Origin of the sequence: Streptomyces sp. 8N114 (assembly GCF_052245835.1) — a bacterium.
GTDB lineage: Bacteria > Actinomycetota > Actinomycetes > Streptomycetales > Streptomycetaceae > Streptomyces.
In genome coordinates this window covers 71,671-89,461 of sequence record NZ_JBQQBT010000025.1, presented here as the reverse complement: position 1 = coordinate 89,461, position 17,791 = coordinate 71,671, and the positions used below count along the sequence as shown (strand labels likewise).

Annotated in this window: 12 protein-coding genes; 7 read left to right on the top strand and 5 right to left on the bottom strand. The window is 72.2% G+C overall.

Annotated features, from left to right (window positions below; translation table 11 throughout):
* Window positions 1-119: 119 nt before the first annotated feature.
* On the bottom strand, window positions 120-1,103 hold the full coding sequence (locus ACTWQF_RS31525; RefSeq protein WP_443283145.1) for a mechanosensitive ion channel family protein: 984 nt from the start codon (window positions 1,101-1,103) through the stop codon (window positions 120-122).
* Window positions 1,104-1,378: 275 nt separating this feature from the next.
* Between ACTWQF_RS31525 and ACTWQF_RS31520 the strand changes: the two genes are divergently transcribed.
* Entirely contained in the window at window positions 1,379-1,918 is a 540-nt protein-coding gene (locus tag ACTWQF_RS31520; RefSeq protein ID WP_443249612.1) for an HNH endonuclease, read from the top strand.
* Between the two features lie 68 nt (window positions 1,919-1,986).
* Here ACTWQF_RS31520 and ACTWQF_RS31515 read toward each other — a convergent pair whose 3' ends face one another.
* On the bottom strand, window positions 1,987-5,334 hold the full coding sequence (locus ACTWQF_RS31515) for a beta-N-acetylglucosaminidase domain-containing protein (RefSeq protein WP_443283150.1): 3,348 nt from the start codon (window positions 5,332-5,334) through the stop codon (window positions 1,987-1,989).
* 566 nt (window positions 5,335-5,900) lie between these two features.
* Here ACTWQF_RS31515 and ACTWQF_RS31510 point away from each other — a divergent pair.
* The 4 genes from ACTWQF_RS31510 to ACTWQF_RS31495 all read left to right on the top strand — a co-directional run bounded on the left by ACTWQF_RS31510 (window position 5,901) and on the right by ACTWQF_RS31495 (window position 10,002).
* Window positions 5,901-6,182 carry a hypothetical protein gene (locus ACTWQF_RS31510; RefSeq protein WP_243085736.1) on the top strand — a complete coding sequence of 94 codons (282 nt, stop codon included), beginning with the start codon at window positions 5,901-5,903 and terminating at the stop codon, window positions 6,180-6,182.
* A complete protein-coding gene (malQ, locus tag ACTWQF_RS31505) occupies window positions 6,182-8,554 on the top strand; it encodes a 4-alpha-glucanotransferase (RefSeq protein WP_443283144.1) in 2,373 nt (790 codons plus the stop codon). The genes ACTWQF_RS31510 and malQ overlap by 1 nt, the downstream gene beginning before the upstream one ends.
* A gap of 142 nt (window positions 8,555-8,696) precedes the next feature.
* The gene (locus ACTWQF_RS31500) at window positions 8,697-8,933 is read left to right on the top strand and encodes a hypothetical protein (RefSeq protein ID WP_443283143.1); all 237 of its coding nucleotides are present in this window, start codon (window positions 8,697-8,699) and stop codon (window positions 8,931-8,933) included.
* Window positions 8,934-9,096: 163 nt separating this feature from the next.
* The gene (locus tag ACTWQF_RS31495; RefSeq protein WP_443283142.1) at window positions 9,097-10,002 is read left to right on the top strand and encodes a hypothetical protein; all 906 of its coding nucleotides are present in this window, start codon (window positions 9,097-9,099) and stop codon (window positions 10,000-10,002) included.
* Window positions 10,003-10,016: 14 nt separating this feature from the next.
* Here the strand turns inward: ACTWQF_RS31495 and ACTWQF_RS31490 are convergent, their stop codons facing one another.
* A complete protein-coding gene (locus tag ACTWQF_RS31490) occupies window positions 10,017-11,162 on the bottom strand; it encodes a serine hydrolase domain-containing protein (RefSeq protein ID WP_443283141.1) in 1,146 nt (381 codons plus the stop codon).
* 11 nt (window positions 11,163-11,173) lie between these two features.
* A complete protein-coding gene (locus tag ACTWQF_RS31485) occupies window positions 11,174-12,088 on the bottom strand; it encodes a DMT family transporter (protein ID WP_443283140.1) in 915 nt (304 codons plus the stop codon).
* A gap of 74 nt (window positions 12,089-12,162) precedes the next feature.
* Between ACTWQF_RS31485 and ACTWQF_RS31480 the strand changes: the two genes are divergently transcribed.
* On the top strand, window positions 12,163-13,074 hold the full coding sequence (locus ACTWQF_RS31480) for a LysR family transcriptional regulator (RefSeq protein WP_443283139.1): 912 nt from the start codon (window positions 12,163-12,165) through the stop codon (window positions 13,072-13,074).
* A gap of 35 nt (window positions 13,075-13,109) precedes the next feature.
* Here ACTWQF_RS31480 and ACTWQF_RS31475 read toward each other — a convergent pair whose 3' ends face one another.
* Window positions 13,110-14,936 (bottom strand): TIGR03767 family metallophosphoesterase, encoded by a 1,827-nt coding sequence (locus ACTWQF_RS31475; RefSeq protein WP_443283138.1) that lies wholly within the window; start codon window positions 14,934-14,936, stop codon window positions 13,110-13,112.
* Window positions 14,937-15,123: 187 nt separating this feature from the next.
* Between ACTWQF_RS31475 and pepN the strand changes: the two genes are divergently transcribed.
* Window positions 15,124-17,697 carry an aminopeptidase N gene (gene pepN / locus ACTWQF_RS31470; RefSeq protein WP_443283137.1) on the top strand — a complete coding sequence of 858 codons (2,574 nt, stop codon included), beginning with the start codon at window positions 15,124-15,126 and terminating at the stop codon, window positions 17,695-17,697.
* Window positions 17,698-17,791 lie beyond the last annotated feature (94 nt).

Below are 17,791 nucleotides of genomic sequence, written 5' to 3'. Positions count from 1 at the left end.
GGGAGAAAGCACACCCCCCCGCGGCCGGCACCGCCGACAGGGGTCGAGAAGCCGCCCCGACGGGCGGCAACGGGGCGCCGCCGGGGGCTACTTCTCCAGGCCCGGGGACTTCTCCCGGGTTATTTCTCCAGCGACGGGGGGCGCACGGACTCGAGCGCGAGGGACGCTTCGTCCACGAGCCGGATGCCCCGCGAGTCCAGCGCCTTCTTGATGCGCCAGCGCAGCTCCCGCTCCACGGCCAGGTTCTTGTCGGGCATGGTCTTGACCGACACCCGCAGCACCATGGAGTCCAGCGTCACTTCGTCCAGGCCGAGGACCTGGACGGGCTCCCACAGGATCTCGTCCCAGGGGCTGTCCTTGCCCATCTCCTCGCCCGCCGCGACGACGGCGGCCCGTACCTCGTCCAGATCCTCGTCGGCCCGTACGCGGACGTCGAGCGCTGCCATGGACCAGCCCTGGCTGAGGTTGCCGATGCGCTTGATCTCGCCGTTGCGGATGTACCAGATCTCGCCGTCGTCGCCACGCAGCTGCGTCACCCGCAGCCCGATCTCCAGGACGACACCGGACGCCTCTCCCGCGTCCACCCGGTCGCCGACCCCGTACTGGTCCTCCAGGAGCATGAACATACCCGCCAGTACGTCCTTCACCAGGTCGCGGGCGCCGAAGCCCAGTGCTACGCCCGCGACGCCGGCGCTGGCCAGCAGCGGCGCGAGGTTGATCCCGAGCCCGGAGAGCACCGTCATCGCGGCAGTGCCCATGATCACGAACGAGGCCACACTGCGCAGGATGGAGCCGATCGCCTCGGACCGCTGTCTGCGGCGCTCGCCGCTCACCAGCAGCCCGCGCAGCGCATTGCCGCTGTCGGCGATCTCGGCCCTGCGGTTCATCCGCGTTATCAGCTGGGTGATCGCGCGACGGATGAGATAGCGCATGACTATGGCGACGACGCAGATGAAGACGATGCGCAGACCCGTGGCAAGCCAGTCCGACCAGTTCTCCTGGACCCATCCGGCAGCTTCTCCTGCGCTGTCCTGGGCGTCCTCCAAGGACTTCGGCGGCTGCGGGCCGTCGGGCGAGGGGGACGCGCTGAGCAGCCAGTACACAGGTTGACCTTCCGTGCGAGACACATCCGCAAGGCACCCGTAAGAATGCCAGGACCACACTAACGGCGCAGGGCCTTCACATTTGGTGCCACCGGGCAAGTATGAGGCCAGGTGTTCGAGTGAGAAGACTGTTCAAGGGGGGAGACAGCCGGTGTGGTTCAAAACACGCTCAGTGGGTTGCCCGGTCGTGGTGGCGAAGTGACCAGGGCACGGGACACACTGAGGGGAGATCGTCACGGCGCGAGCCACGCGCCGCCGACGTACAAGGAGGCACCGTGCCGCACGTCCTGGTCCTCAATGCGTCGTACGAGCCGCTCGGCGTCGTACCGCTTCGCCGCGCGCTCGTACTGGTCCTCAACGGAAAGGCGATCAGCCTCGAGGACTCCGGCGCCCTGATGCACAGCGCAACCCATGTCATACCCGCACCCAGTGTCGTCCGTCTCAAGCGGTTTGTGAGGGTGCCCTTTCGCGGCAGCGTTCCCCTCACCCGCCGCGCCCTGTTCGCCAGGGACGGCGGCCGCTGCGCCTACTGCGGTGGCGTCGCAACCAGCGTCGACCATGTCATCCCGCGCAGCCGGGGAGGGGCGCACGCCTGGGAGAACGTCGTGGCGGCCTGCCGCCGCTGCAACCATGTGAAGGCCGACCGCCATGTCGCGGAACTGGGCTGGCGGTTGCGTCACCAACCAGCCCCGCCCTCCGGCCTCGCCTGGCGCATCATCGGCACGGGGCATAGGGACCCGCGCTGGCTGCCCTACCTTCAGCCATACGGCGCGGACGATGATCTCGCCCGGATCGACGGCAGATCCACTGCCTGAGACCCGGGCTTTGTTATGCCCGCACGGCCTGAGTGACGTCCGTTCGACCGACTGTGATGTCCGTACGCTCAGTGGGGGTGCCGTCCCGCGGCGCCCCCCGCTTCGTGGAGCTGTTCCGCCCGGGAGCGGGCGCCCCGGTCGTCGTCTCGCCGGGCGTGCTTGGCCTGGCCCGTGGAGTCCACCCCGTAGATCTCCACCGACCACAGCGAAATCCCGAAACGCGTTGCCCGCTTGTCACCGACCACACGCACATAGCGGGTGTCCCTGGGAGTGTCCATCCGGACCGACTCCTTGCCGCCCTCGCCGTTCCGCACCGTTGCGGCGGTGCGCCAGCGCTTGCCGTCGGGGGAGACCTGGACGCGGTAGTGCGAGGGATGGGCGTCCTGCCAGCGCAGCACGACCCGCCCCACACGCGTCCGTTCGGCCAGCTTCAGCTGCACCCACTCGCCGTCCTTGGCGGGTGAGGACCAGCGGGTGCCGCGCTTGCCGTCGGCCACCGCAGCGGCGGGGAAGTCCTTCGTCTCGTCCCCGGAGGACGTCACCTGCGCGTGCCGGGCCAGATCCGGCCCGGAGGTGCGCGGATACGCCCGTACGGTCAGTGTGAGCTGCTCCCCGCCGAACGAGACGGGGATGCGGTAACTGCCCGTCTTGACCGAGCTGTCCGTGGTGATCCGCAGCGGCACGTCCACCGTGCTGCCCCGTCGCACTGTGGTGCGCAGCGGCGCACGCACGGTGAAGCCCTTGGGGGCCTTCGCGGTGACCTTGCCGCGTACGTCAGTGGGCCGGTTCCCGGTCAGCCGCGCCGTGACCCGGGTGGCACCGCCGCCGATCGCCGCGTCCACGGTCGTACGGGGCAGCGACAGGGAGGCCGCCGGGGTGTCGGCGTACCAGGGTGTGATCTCGTGGACGACCGGCGGCTTCGCCTCCTCGCTCCAGACGAGCCGCAGCGCGTCGGCCTTCTCGGCGCCGTGCCGGCCGGCGGTCAGCTGCGTCCAGCCCGTCTGCGAGAGCGGGCCCAGCCGCTCCCAGCCCTTGCCGGGGATGTGCGCCTCGACCGCGCCGCGGGTGCCCGAGTGCGGGCCGGTCAGCACCGTGACGGCACGCAGCGGGCGCGGCTTGGGCAGCCGCACGGTCAGCGCCTCCGCGGAGCGCTTGTGGCGGCTGTCGTCGCGCTTGCGGGTTGCGTCGGCCCTCTCGGCCGCGTCGGCTGCCGCGGACGGCGGGACGAGCATGGGCGGCTGCTTCGGCGCGAAGGTCCCGTCGGCCGGGCCTGTTGCCGCCCGGTAGGAGGTCTTCGGGTCGCCGTCCGCCGCGGCGGAGAGCGGGTGGTGCGGGGCACCCGACGGGCGGCCGCTCACGGCGAGCCGCCGGCCGTGCCCGCCTGAGGGCCCGGACCCGGCCTTCGGCCCGCCCTTCGACTGCGACTTCGACGTGGGCTTGTGCTGCTGCGCGCCTGTCCATCCGTCCGACAGTTCAAGGGCCTTGTCCGTGAAGTCGGCCAGCACGCCCTTGCCGACGGTCACCTTGCTCCTGGCGCTCTCGGCGCGCAGCCGCCGCACCTCCAACTGCGCCTTCCAGGCGGCGGGTCCGTCACCGCGCAGCTGCGCGAGCAGCATGTCCACGGACCGCTCGCCCGCCGCACCGAGCCGCGAGAGCTGGGTCAGCCACGGCTCGACCTCTTTGCCCAGCCCGTCGGGCACCCGGGAAGGGGCCGTGCGCATCGTGGTGAAGGCGCTGCGCAGCTTGTCGGCGGCCCGGTCGAGCTCGGGGCCCTTGCCCCGCTCGTAGGCGCTCCAGAAGGCGTCCAGCAACGGGCGGACGTACGCCGACTCGTCGCTGCCGAGCACCGAGGAGGCGTCGTTTCCGGCCAGCGCGTGTACGGCGGCCCGGGTGGCGGACGCGCTGCCGCGGCCACCCGCCAGCTCGTCCACGGCTGCCCGCCACGACTCCTTGGGGCGGTAGCCGCGCGGGTTCCAGGCGTAGTCCGCCGCCGTGAACAGCGGGATACGGGAGGCCGTCGGCTGTTTCATCGCATTGGTCAGCAGCGCCGCCGAACCGGAGGCGACAGCGGGCTCGCGGCCCTGGTAGGGGCCGAGGAAGATCCGGTCGCTCGCGAAGTCGTTGACCGGATAGTTGTCCATCGTCACCAGCCGGTGGCGCGGGAAGGCGCTGCGTGCGCGGGCGAGTTCGGCACCGGTGATGGTGCGCGGCACCACCCCCACACCGCTCCAGCCGATCTCCACCCGGTCGTCCAGCTTCCTGGCGAGCGCGGCCCGGTATTCCGTGCGGCCCTTCTGGTAGAACTCCGTCGGCACCACGGACAGCGGGGCGGTGTCCGGATGGCGCTCGGCCAGATGGTCGGCCACGGCGTTGGCGAGCTCCGCCTGGGCGCGCGCCGCCGCCTGCGGGCCCGTGCCGTAGGTGTCCGCGTCCTTGTCGCAGTGCCACTCGCTGTAGCTGACGTCCTCGAAGCGCAGCTGGAAGGCGCGTACCCCCAGGGCGCGCATCGCGTCCAGCTTGCGCAGCAGCGCCTTGCGGTCGTCCGGCGAGGAGAAGCACAGCCCCTGGCCGGGCGAGACGGCCCAGCCGAGCGTGACGTGATTGCGCCTGGCGCGCTCGGCCAGTTCGCGGAAATCGGCGCGCTGCGCGGCCGGATACGGGTCGCGCCAGCGGGACGCCTGGCGGTACGGGTCGTCGCCCGGCGCGTACAGATAGCGGTTCTGTTTCGTACGGCCCAAGAAGTCCAGCTGGTTCAGCCGCTCCTGGTGCGTCCAGGGCTGCCCGTAGAAGCCCTCTGTCGTGCCGCGTACGGAGGCGGTGGGCCAGTCGCGTACCAGGACACCCGGGAAGCCGCGTCGGCCGTTGCGTTCGGTGGCGAGCTGGCGCAGCGTCTGCGCGGCGTAGAACAGCCCGTCCCCGTCCGTCCCTTCGAGCGCCACGGTGTAGTGCCCTCCGGACTGCCCCGCAGCCAGGCGGTAGCCGCCCGCGGGCAGGTCGCTGTGTGCGGGGGCGCGCAGGTCGCGCAGCGCGGGACCGGCCGACTCGGTGCCCACCCGTACGACAAGATCGCCGGAGCGCACGGATGCTTCCGTGGACCGGTCGCTGGGGCCCGGGTGTATCTCGTGCACCGTACGCACGCCTGCCTCGCGCAGCGTTGCGCGGATGAGCTGGAGGGCGTGTTTGTCCGCGTCCTTGTCGACGATCAGGGTGGCCTCGGAGCCCGCCGGGACGAACTCGCCCTGGGCGCGCATCGTCTGGGGACGCGGCCACACCGGAGGCAGTCCCTCGCGTGAGCTCTCGTCGTCCGGGCTTCCGGCGGCCGGGCCGTCCGGGGTGGCCGGGGGAGCGGCCTGTGCGGCGGGTGCGCTGCCGAGCAGACCGGAGACGACCGCCGCCGTGAGCGCGGCAGCGCTCATCCGGCTCCAGCCGCCCGGCACGCCGGGGCGCGTGAGCGGGACGGTGCCCGTGCCGGCCCCGGATGCCTCCGGGACGTCCTCGCCGCGCGCTGTCCCCACCGCTTCCTCCCGATGTCCGACCGGAACCCCTCCGTCCAGCGCGTACGCCGCTGCCGCGCGCTCGAGCCGTGCGTACCGTACGTGCCGCCGTGACCTCCGCGACACCGTAGGGGCGGCGGCCCCACCGGGCGCACCGCGGGAGGCCACGGAGGTGCCGCGAAACGCGGGCGCCCGCGGATTCTATGGTTCGGCGGCGCGGCCGTCGCGGGCTTTGACCGCAGTCGTCGGCACCGGCACCGTGGGGCCCGCATCCCCGCCCGCGCCCGCATCTACTCGCCGGTCCGCAAATACTCGCACTGCATGACCGGTTTGCCCCCTGGTTCTCCTTCTCCGGGCCGGAACTGTCGCCGATTCGCCGCGGGAACCGAGGTGAGCTGGGACACGTTCCCTCGTCGGACACGTCTGTACGCCCGTCGACTGGGTAGGGCGAGTCCTGACCATCGTTTCGTCAACGAACGGAGGCCCCCGTGGCCGCGTCCGCTGAACTCCTGATCTCCGCTCTCACCCCGCTCCCCCAACAGCGTGCGCTCTCCAAACGAGGGCACGAGCCGGTAGACCTGTCCGGTGTGTCCGACCCCGACTCCGGACTCGACGGCTCGTGCACCTGCGGCTGTGCCGACGCGCCGCTCACCAGCGAGCCCCCGCTCGCCGACGCCACCCCGCTGACCAGTGAGCCCCCGCTCGCCGAGGCGCCGCTGACCAGCGAACCCACCGGGGTCGGTTACGGTACGGAGCCGGCAGACATCTGATGACCGGGCTCGCGCGGCTCGCCGCGGCACACGGCGTCTCGCTCTCCTACGAGCCCGTACCGGGCCGGGAGGTCCGGGTGCCCGAGGAGACGGTCGTCTCCGTGCTCGCGGCCCTGGGCGTGGACGCCTCGACGCCGCGCGCCGTCCGTACCGCGCTGGAGCAGCACGAGTGGGAGAGCCGCCGGCTGCTGCCGCCCACCGTCGTGCTGCGCTCCGGCGCGCACTCCGGGTCGGTCACCACCGCCTCCTTATCCGGCCTGACGAACTTATCCGGCCTGACGAACTGCTCCGCGCTCCCGGCCGACACCGCACTGCGGGTCGTCACCGAGAGTGGCGAAACTCTCGACTGGGGCCCGCGGACCGCGCTGCCACCGGGCGTACACACGCTGCTGGCCCATGCGCCCGACGAGCGTTCCGCGCACAGCACCCTCGTCGTCGCCCCCGATGTCTTCCCCGCGCCTCGTACCCGCCCCGGCAAGACGCGCGGGTACGGACTGCTCCTACAGCTCTACTCGCTGCTGTCGACCCGCTCCTGGGGTATGGGCGACCTCGCCGATCTGGGCGAACTCACCGGCTGGGCGGGACGCTGCCTGGGTGCCGATTTCGTCCAGCTCAACCCGCTGCACAGCGCCGTCCCCGCCGCGCCGGGCGGGCGGACCGACCCCTCGCCCTACCGCCCCTCCTCCCGCCGCTTCCCCGACCCGGTGCACCTGCGTATCGAGGAGATCCCCGAATACGCCTACCTCGGCCCCGCCGAGCGCCGCGCGGCCGACGCCCTGCCGGCCCGCGCCGCAGAGCTGCGCGACGCCGTACTGCACAGGGGTACGCACATCGACCGGGACGCCACCTGGGAGCTGAAACGCGAGGCTCTGGAGCTGGTCCGTACGGTTCCGCTGAGCCCCGGGCGCCGGGCCGCCTACTGCGACTTCCTCGCCGAGTGCGGACAGGCGCTGGAGGACCACGCCATCTGGTGCGCCCTCGCCGAACTGCACGGCCCCGACTGGCGCTCCTGGCCCGGCGGGCTGGACGACCCCCGCTCGGCCCGTACGGCACGCGCGCGGGACGAGCACGCGGACCGGATCGACTTCCACAGCTGGGTCGCCTGGCTCACCGACTGCCAGCTCGCCGCCGCGCAGCAGACCGCGCGCTCGGCGGGCATGGCGATCGGCCTGGTGCACGACCTGGCCGTCGGCGTGCACCCCAGCGGCGCCGACGCCTGGGCGCACCAGGACATCCTCGCCCAGGGCATCACGGTCGGCGCCCCGCCCGACGCGTTCAACGCCCGCGGCCAGGACTGGGGTCTGCCGCCCTGGCGCCCCGACGCGCTCGCCCGGGAGGGATACGCGCCCTACCGTGAGGTCCTCGCCGGGCTCTTCCGGCACGCGGGCGCGCTGCGCCTCGACCATGTGATGGGCCACTCCCGGCTGTGGTGGGTCCCCGAGGGCCGCCCGCCCACCGAGGGCACCTATGTGCGCTACGACACCGAGGCCATGCACGGCGTCCTCGCACTGGAGGCCCACCGCGCGGACGCAGCGGTCATCGGCGAGGACCTGGGCACGGTCGAGCCGGGAGTCCGCGAGGAACTGGCGGCCCGGCGGATGCTGGGCACCTCGGTGCTGTGGTTCGAGCGCGCGTACGGGAGTGCCCGGCAGGGCGGCGCCTCGGTCAGCCGCGAGGGCGACGCCGGGGCGGGCGGTGCAGGCCGTACGGGTGGGCCGGGCGGTGGGGGCAGTACGGGCGGTGCAGGCCGTGCGGGTGGGCCGATCCGTGCGGGCAGTGCGGGCAGTACGGGCAACGCTGGTGGAGCCGACGGTGCGGACGGCGCAGGCGGTGCCGGTGGTGCTGCCGGTGGGAGCGGGGAGTCCGGGCGGGCCGCGCCGCTGCCGCCGGAGCAGTGGCGGGCCGACTGCCTGGCGACAGCCACCACACACGATCTGCCGAGCACCGCCGCGCGGTTCACCGGCGCGCATGTCGAGCTGCGCGGGCGGCTGGGGATGCTGGCGGACAGCCCTGCCGCCGAGCACGCCGCCGACTGGGCCGAACTCGCCGAGTGGCTCGCCCTGTTCGAGCGGCTGCGGCTGCTGCCGGAGGGGCGGGGCGACGAGGAGGGCATGATCAAGGCGGTGTACCGGTTCCTCGCCGGTACGCCTGCGCGGATGGTCGGCGTCTGGCTGCCGGACGCGGTGGGCGACCGGCGTGCGCAGAACGTGCCGGGCACCAGTGACGAGTACCCCAACTGGCGGCTTCCCGTGGCCGATGCGCAAGGGCGGCCCCGCACGCTGGAGGAGCTGGCCGCCTCCCCGCGCGCCCACGCCCTCTTCGCGGAGCTGCGCCGGGCCCTGCACCCAGGCGGTCACCCCGCGGCGGGGTAGCTCCGCCGGTGCCGAACGGTGCAGCAGACGCAGGGTGACCGGGCGCAGCCGGGGCCGTCGGCCCAGCCGCATCCGATGCGATGAACTCCCGGTAGCACCACCCCGGCGCGCGACCCGTTCACCCGTCCGATATGTTGGCTGTGTGAGCAACAAGGTCAACAAGAACGCCCTGCGCACAGGCACGGTCGCCGCCGGTGCGACGCTGATGATGCTGCTGTCGTCGCCCGCGTTCGCGGTAGCGCCCGACGACGGCGACCAGCCGGGCCCCGGTCTGAGCGTCGCCGAGACCCTGGGGCTGTACGTCGCCGCGCCGATCGTGCTCTTCCTGGTGATCGCCGGGCTTGTGTCGCTGGGCGACAGGGGCAAGAAGAGCAGCTGACGCCGCACGAGTTCGCCCGCCCGGGACCGCACCGCGGGCCCGGCGGACAGCGAACCGTTATCGGCAGTCGAACTGCCGTGCTTTAGTACAGGGTTGTCCGCATTCAGCGACAGCTCTGTCACACACGTTGGCATCCCGCGGGCGGCGGGGAATCGCCCACCACATGACGCACGAAGTACCACTCCCGCCCCGTACCGGCCTGCCCACCAGCGAGGAACGGCTGCGTGCCGCGCTGCTGTACGCGCAGAGCGACGCCGCCGCACCGCCCGGCGCCCGGCCCGGAGCGCCCCGCCTCGCGATGATCACTGGCCTGGCCGCGCTCGCCCTGCACTGCTTCTCCGCCGCTCCCTCCCTGCTGGACCTGGAGCGGATCGACGTCCTCGTCCCGGACCTCGGCGAGCCCACCGGACCGGGCGCCCGTGCGCCGCTCCCGGCGGGCTGCGCGTACACCTCGGCGCATCTGATGCGGACCCGCATCCTGCCCGAGCCCGAGGAGATCACCGGGCTGCCCGTCGCGCCCGTGCCGCGGGCGCTGGCCGATGCCGTGGCCCAGCTGGCCGACGCCGAGGATGTACGGCGGCTGCTGATCGAGGCGGTACGTGGCGGGTACTGCGGGCCGGAGCCGGTGGTGCGCGAGCTGACCAGAGCCCGGCTGCTGGGCTTGCCGCACGTCGCGGACGCCGTGGAGAGTCTGCTGGCGGAGGGGCGCGCACTGACCGAGGGCCTGCTGTACGAGATGGTCTTCGGCCATGGGCTGCCCGACCCCTGCTGGAACGTCGAACTGCTCGTCCCCGGCGGACCGCACCTGGGTGCCGTCGACGCCTACTGGCCGGACCAGGCCGTCGCGGTGGAGATCGACGCCCGCACGCCGCGGGCCGGTGCAGAGGCGGCCTGGGACGCCTGCACCCACAAGCGTGAGTCCCTCGAACTGCTCGGCATCACCGTCGTCCACGTCACCCCGGACAAGCTGCGCGACTCCCTCGCCCAGCAGGCCGCCGTGGTCAGAACGGCCCTGATGGCGGCCTGCGAGCTGGAGCCGGCGGAGTATGTGACGGTCCTCCCGCGCTGACCGGCGGGATGGGTTCAGTCGCAGTACTCCGCCTCGACCAGGTCGTCGATGCCGCCCGACCAGTCGCCGTTGATGTTGAAGGCGGCCGTGTGTGCGCCGTCCGGCGTGCTGAACGCCGCGGTGAGGGAGCCGTGGATGGTGCCCTCATGGCCCCAGACCGTGACGCCGCAGGAGAGGGTGCGTTCGGTCAGGCCCAGCCCGTAGCGGTCGGTGGAGTCGGCCCGGCGGGTCGTCTGCATCTCGGCCTGCTGACGCGTCGTCAGCAGCCCTCCGGTGACCAGGGCGCGTACGAAGCGCACCAGATCCCGGCCGGAGGAGATCATCTCGCCGGAGGCTCCGGCCAGCGACGGGTTGAGCGAGGTGACGTCCCGTACCGGCGGATGCGCCCCCGGTGCGAACAGCGTGGAGTACTCCTTGCCGTGCTGCCCCGGGATGCGGGCCGAGGTACCGGGCAGCGAGGTGTCGCGCAGCTTCAGCGGGCGCAGCACGCGGCGTTCGATCTCCGTCGCGTACGAGTGCCCTGTCGCACGCTCGATGACCATGCCGGCCAGCAGGTAGTTGGTGTTGGAGTAGCTCCATCGCGACCCCGGGCGGAACAACGACGGCCTCGAGAGGCTGCGCTCGACCAGCTTCTCGGGGGTGTGGGAGCTCTGGCGGTGTGCCAGGAAGCGCGGGCTGAAGTAGTTCCTGCGCAGTACGGGGTCGGCGATGTAGTCCGGGATTCCGCTGGTGTGGCCGAGGAGTTGGCGCAGCGTGACGGCGCGTCCGGCCCCGCCTCCGGCCCGGCCGTACTCACCTGGCCGCAGGTCCGGCAGCCAGCGGCCCACCGGGTCGTCCAGCCGCAGCTTGCCCTCCGATTCGAGCTGGAGCAGCACGGTCGCCACGAACGGTTTGGTCAGGCTGCCGATCCGGAAGCGGTCACGCGCCAGCCGGGGGCGACCGGTGGTGCGGTCGGCGGTGCCCGTGCTGCCGACCCATGCTCCGGCGCCGTCCTCCACCTGTGCCAGCACTCCGGGGGCGCCGTCCCTTTCGACCATGGCCTCCATCACCTCGCGAGTGCGGGTATGGCCCTGGTCGGCGGCCGTGGAGGAGCTCACTGCCAGCCCGCACGCGGTCACGGTGGCGATCAGACCGCTGAGGAGGGCGCGCGGCAGGTGCATGGGCAGTGACTCTAGTGATCAGCCCGGCTGGTGTGCCAAACAGCGAGGACGACCAGGACGCACCCGGCGAACTGGGTCACCGTGGGCCGTTCCCCGAGGAAGACGACACCCAGCACCACTGCCAGCACCGGCTGGAGCAGCAGCAGCGCGGCACTGGTGACCGGGGCCAGCCGCACCAGTGCGGGCCCCATCAGAACGAGCGCCAGTACCTGCCCGAACAGTGACATCACCGCCAGCCAGCCCAGCGGGCCCCAGCCGGGCGCCGGGTCGACCCCCGTCCACAGCGCGCCGAGCAGGCCGGAGGTGACGCCGGCGGCCAGCGTGGAGAGGCACACCGGGTGGACGGTGTGCGCCCCTCCGCCGCCCAGCCGGGTCAGGAACAGATAGCCCGCGAACGCCACCCCCGCTGCGGCGCCGTAGAGCACTCCGGAGACCGGGCTGCTGCCGGGCTCCGGGTGGCCGATCGCACCGCTGGCCAGCGCGACGCCGAGCAGCAGCACGGGCAGGGTGCGCCAGTACCGTGCGCCGGGGCGGGTGCGGGTGACGACAAGGGCGAGCAGCGGGAAGACGGCGATCTGGATGTTGAGCAGCACGGTGGCGATGGACGAGCCCACATCGTGGATGCTCTGCGCCCAGAAGACGAAGTCGACGCCCAGCAGCGCCCCCGCCACCAGGTCGAACAGCTGGGCGCGGGCCGGTCGCGGTCCCAGCCGGCGCCGCTCCGCCACGGCGAAGGGCACCAGCGCCACCAGCGCCAGCAGGCAGCGCAGAAAGGCCGCTGTGCCCGCGTTGACGCCGGACAGCTTCACGAACATCGCGGAGGCCGAGATGCATGCCGATGCTGCCACGGCCAGCAGTACCGGGCTGCGCCCGGCCAGTCCGGCGCGTGGCTCGGTCCCCTTGGTTCCCTCCCTGGCGGTGGTCATGACAGTCACTGTGCCTGCCATAACTCTCAAGTAAAAGCGAGGATTTATGTGCGGTACTCGTTAGCATTGCTTGGGTGTTCAGTTCTGACAGGCTCCGCGCGCTCGACGCGGTCGCCGTGCACGGCTCGTTGGCCCGCGCGGCGGTCGCCCTGCACATCACGCCCTCCGGCGTCTCCCAGCAGCTGGCCAAGCTGGAGCGCGAGGCGGGCCACCGGCTGCTGGAGCCGCACGGCCGCGGCGTCCGCCTCACCCACGCCGGACGGGTGCTGGCCGAGCACGCGGCACGCGTTGTGGCGCAGCTGTCCGCCGCGGAGTCCGATCTGGCCGACCTCGGTGACGAGATCATCGGGCCCCTCCGGCTCGGCGGCGTCGGCAGCTCGCTGCGCGCCCTGCTGCCCGACGTGCTTGCCACGCTCACCGAGGCGCACCCCCGGCTGCGGCCGACCGTGGTGGACGGCGAGGCCGTGGACATGGTGCCGCTGCTGCTGGCCGGCGAGCTGGATCTGCTGCTGATCGAGAGCTGGCACAGCCGCCCCATGCCGCTGCCCGAAGGGGTCCGGGTCAAGACCCTCGCCGTGGAGGAGGTACAGGCGGCGCTACCGTCCCGGCACCAACTGGCCGACCGGGACACGCTGGACCTGGCCGAACTCGCGGGCGTCGTCTGGTCGAGCTGCCCGGAGGGCACCGAGCCGTACGAGGCGCTGGTGCAGGCTCTGCGGGCGCGCGGCATCGAGCCACGGGTCCGTTACACCGTCACCGAGTACGCCACTCAGCTCGCCTTCGTCGCGCGTGGGCTGACCGCCGCGCTGGTCCCCGAGATGGCCCAGACGCCCTGCCCGCCCGGCGTGCGGTTCGTGCCCGTGCGCCCACCGCTGCACCGCGAGGTGCGGGCCGCCTGGCGCGCGGGCGGTGACAGCCCTTCGGTACGGGCGTGCCTGGCAGCCCTCACGGCCGAGGAGTGGGACGGAGGAGGCGCCATGGACTGAGACCACCGCGGCGCCGTGACTCGTGGCGCGGTGCCTCACGGTTTGCGGAGCAGGAGTTCGGTGTTGCGGTCCCCTTCGCCGCCCTCCAGTCCCCTGCGGGCTCCTGGAGCGTTGTAGGCGAGCTCCCGGTAGAGGGCGGCCAGCCCGGTCTGGGACAGGTCGGTGAAGTCCGTACGGTGCGGGGCCGCCGACTCGATGCAGGTGGTGAACAGGGAGAGGGTGCCGTCCTTGTTGTCCACCAGCTCGACGGTGCGCGCCAGTTGCGGATAGTCGATGTGGGAGGCCGTACTGATCTCCCAGAACGTGCCGTGCGGAGTGATCCGGTTGCGGTGGCTGTGCCCGTTGACCCAGGCCACCGCGTGCGGGGCGGCGCGCAGCAGTGCCAGCAGCTCCTTGCCGCCTTCCGGGATGGTGGTGCTGGTGTGGTGGCTGAAGACGATCGCGTACTTGTCGTCGTGCTCCGCCAGCTTGCGCTTCAGCCAGCGCAGCTGCGCCTTGCCCACCCGGCCCTTGTAGTGCCCGTCGCGCCGGGTGGTGTCCAGGCTGAAGCCCATCACGTCCTTGGATATCGGGAACGTGTAGTACAGCCTGCCGTCCTCGGCGTGCGCCTCCGTGTACCCGTGCCCTGCCGGGCCGCGTCCCATGGCGTGCGGCCGTGCCAGGGTCCGTACGTACTCGCGCGGGGTGACCGGCGCGCGCTTGGGGTCCGGGGTGACGGTGCGCATACGGCGGCGCTCGGAGCGCAGCATCTCCTCGAACAGCTTCCCCTTGGGGTCGAGGCCCTTGTCCACGGCCCGCCACAGCTGTGCGGCCTCCGACTTGGGCAGGTCCATCAGCTTCCGGTCACCGACGGAGAAGTCGGCGAAGAAGCCGCGCGCGTCCGCGGCGGCGAAGCAGCCGCCCGGCAGGGCGTCATGGTTGCCGACCGTGGCGTACCAGGGCAGCTTCAGACCAGGACTGGTCACCTGCTGGACAGCAGCCCGCAAGAAACCGTGCATCCGTGGGTAACCCACGCCCTTGTCGCGGTCGCGTACGTCGGAGTCCGGCTGCCAGTAGTCCCGCAGCCCGGAGTCCTGCACGCCCTCGTAGAGCATGGGCTCGCCGGTGTTGGGCGTGATCCGTCCCCCGCTCATCACCTCCACGAACCACTCCAGTTCGGCGAGCGAGTTGTTGTCGGTGTTGTCACCCGTGGTGACGACGCAGGAGAGCGGGGAGCCGGTGGCGGGCCCGCCGGTCAGTGCGTTCACCCGCTCGACCAGCGATACCGCACCGGCGACCGACAGCGCCTCCTGCGGCCGCCACGCGCTGGCGGTCTCCGCGCGGAGATACTCGTAGCGCAGCGGGTGCTGCACATCCACCAGATGCAGATCGGTGAACTGTACGAACGCCGCCAGCGGCACGGCCTTCGCGGCGCGCTGCCGGTGGGCCGACGCCAGCTCGGTGCGGACCACCCGCCGCCAGCCGGGCCCCGTCACCAGCCGCTTGAACGGCCCGTCCCCGGAGGGCACCGCGACCCCCGTAAGGGTGGTGCCGGTGTGCGGCGCGCTCACGACAGCCGGGGCGCGTGAGGCGCGGCGGGGTCGTTGGGGCGCGGACGCGGCGGCAGGGGACGGCTCGGGCGCTGGTGCGGTCACCAGCCCGAACGCCGCGGCGGCGCCGGCGGCCCCGGCGATCGCGAGCACCCGACGGCGCCCGTGGCCGGCCGAGAGGATGCGGGCGGGGCCGTGAGAGGGCGGGTGGAGTCGGGCAGCAGCGGGAGCGGAAGAGGAATCGGGAGCGTGAGCGGCAGTGGAATCGGCGGGGGAAGTGTGGGGGGTTGAGTCGGTCGGGACACAGCGGTCGCGGCGGTTGCGACGTGACATTCGGTCTCCTGATACGGAGGTGCACAGGGGCCGGGGAAGCCCCTCATCCGATGTATTGGCGACCCGGATGACCCCTGTCTGAACAGCGCGGGAACGCCCGCCACCAGCTGTCACAACCGCGTGCAAGTATGGCTTCAGCAATCAGTACGACAGGGCCGAGATCCGCGAGAGTGGGGAGACCAACCAAGTGCCTGGCACGAATCTGACGCGCGAAGAGGCCCAGGAGCGGGCCCGGCTGCTCACCGTGGACTCGTACGAGATCGAGCTGGACATCAGCGGCGCCCAGGGGGGCGGAACCTTCCGCTCCGTGACGACGGTCCGCTTCCAGGTGGCCGAGGCCGGCGACACCTTCGCCGATCTGGTCGCGCCCACCGTGCACGAGGTCACCCTCAACGGTGAATCCCTCGACCCGGCCGCCGTCTTCGCCGACTCCCGCATCGCCCTGCGCGGACTGGCGCAGGGGCCCCAGGAGCTGCGCGTCGTCGCGGACTGTGCCTACACCAACACGGGCGAGGGCCTGCACCGCTTCGTGGACCCGGTCGACGACCAGGCGTACCTCTACACCCAGTTCGAGGTGCCGGACGCGCGCCGCGTTTTCACCACCTTCGAGCAGCCGGATCTGAAGGCCACCTTCCAGTTCACCGTGCGCGCCCCGGAGGGCTGGACGGTGATCTCCAACTCCCCGACCCCGGAGCCGGTGGACAACTCCTGGCACTTCGCCCCCACGCCGCGGATCTCCACCTACATCACGGCGCTCATCGCGGGTCCGTACCACTCGGTGCACAGCAGCTGGGAGGGTGAGGGCCGCAGCGTGCCGCTGGGCATCTACTGCCGCCCCTCGCTGGCCGAGTATCTGGACGCCGATGCGATCTTCGAGGTCACCCGGCAGGGCTTCGACTGGTTCCAGGAGAAGTTCGACTACCCGTACCCGTTCGAGAAGTACGACCAGCTCTTCGTGCCCGAGTTCAACGCGGGCGCCATGGAGAACGCGGGCGCGGTCACCATCCGCGACCAGTACGTCTTCCGCTCCAAGGTCACCGACGCCGCCTACGAGGGCCGCGCCGAGACCATCCTCCACGAGCTGGCCCACATGTGGTTCGGCGACCTGGTCACCATGGAGTGGTGGAACGACCTGTGGCTGAACGAGTCGTTCGCCACCTACACCTCCATCGCCTGCCAGGCGCACGCCCCGGGCAGCCGCTGGCCGCACGCCTGGACGAGCTTCGCCAACCAGATGAAGACCTGGGCCTACCGCCAGGACCAGCTGCCCTCCACCCACCCGATCATGGCCACGATCCGGGACCTGGACGACGTCCTGGTCAACTTCGACGGCATCACGTACGCCAAGGGCGCCTCCGTTCTCAAGCAGCTCGTCGCCTACGTCGGCATGGACGAGTTCTTCCAGGGCGTACGCGCCTACTTCAAGCGCCACGAGTGGGGCAACACCCGGCTGAGCGATCTCCTCGGCGCGCTGGAGGAGACCTCCGGGCGCGATCTGAAGGCATGGTCCAAGGCGTGGCTGGAGACCGCGGGCATCAACGTCCTGCGACCCGAGCTCAGCTGCGCCGAGGACGGCACCCTCACCGCGCTGGCCATCCACCAGGAGGCCCCCGCGCTGCCCGCAGGCGCCACCGGCCGGCCCACGCTGCGCCCGCACCGCCTCGGCGTCGGCTTCTACGACCTGGTGGACGGCAAGCTGGTGCGCACCGACAGCGTCGAACTCGACGTCGAAGGCGAGCTGACCCAGGTGCCGCTGCCCCGCGAGCGCAAGCGCCCCGACGTGCTGCTGCTCAACGACGGCGACTACACCTACACCAAGGTCCGGCTGGACCCCGAGTCGCTGGCCAACGTCACCCGGCACCTGGGCGACTTCGCCGACCCGCTGCCGCGCGCCCTGTGCTGGGCGTCGGCCTGGGACATGACGCGCGACGCCGAACTGTCCGCGCGCTCCTACCTCGACCTGGTGCTCTCCGGCATCGGCAAGGAGTCCGACATCGGCGTCGTCCAGTCCCTGCAGCGCCAGGTCAAGCTCGCCCTGGACCTGTACGCGGCACCGGCCTGGCGGGAGACCGGGCTGACCCGCTGGGCCGAGGCAGCGCTGGAGCAGCTGCGCGCCGCGGCGCCCGGCAGCGACCACCAGCTCGCCTGGGCCCGCGCGTTCGCCGCCGTGGCCCGTACGGACGAGCAGCTCGATCTGCTCGCCGCGCTGCTGGACGGCAGCGAGACCATCGAGGGCCTGGTCGTCGACACGGAGCTGCGCTGGGCGTTCCTGGAGCGGCTCGCCGCCACCGGAAGGGCCGGCGATGCGCAGATCGGTGCCGAGCTGGAGCGGGACGCCACCTCGGCGGGCGAACGGCACGCCGCCGCGGCCCGCGCCGCGCGTCCCACCCCCGAGGCGAAGGCGGAGGCATGGCGGGCCGTCGTGGAGAGCGACACCCTGCCCAACGCGGTCCAGGAGGCCGTCATCTCCGGCTTCGTCCAGACCGACCAGCGGACCCTGCTGGCGCCCTACACCGAGCGCTACTTCGCCGCCGTCAAGGACGTGTGGGAGCAGCGCAGCCACGAGATGGCGCAGCAGGTCGCCATCGGGCTCTACCCGGCGCTCCAGGTTTCCCAGGAGACCTTGGACGCCACCGATGCCTGGCTCGCCTCGGCCGAGCCCGGCGCGGCGCTGCGCCGACTGGTGACCGAGTCCCGGGCCGGCGTCGAGCGGGCGCTGCGGGCGCAGGCCGCCGACGAGGCGGCGGGCGCCGCCGGCTGACCTGACGCGGCGCCCTGCCCCGGGAGCCCCGCTTCGGGAGCCCCGACTTCAGGGCGACGTCCATGCAACTGCCCCCGGCCGACCATGCCGGGGG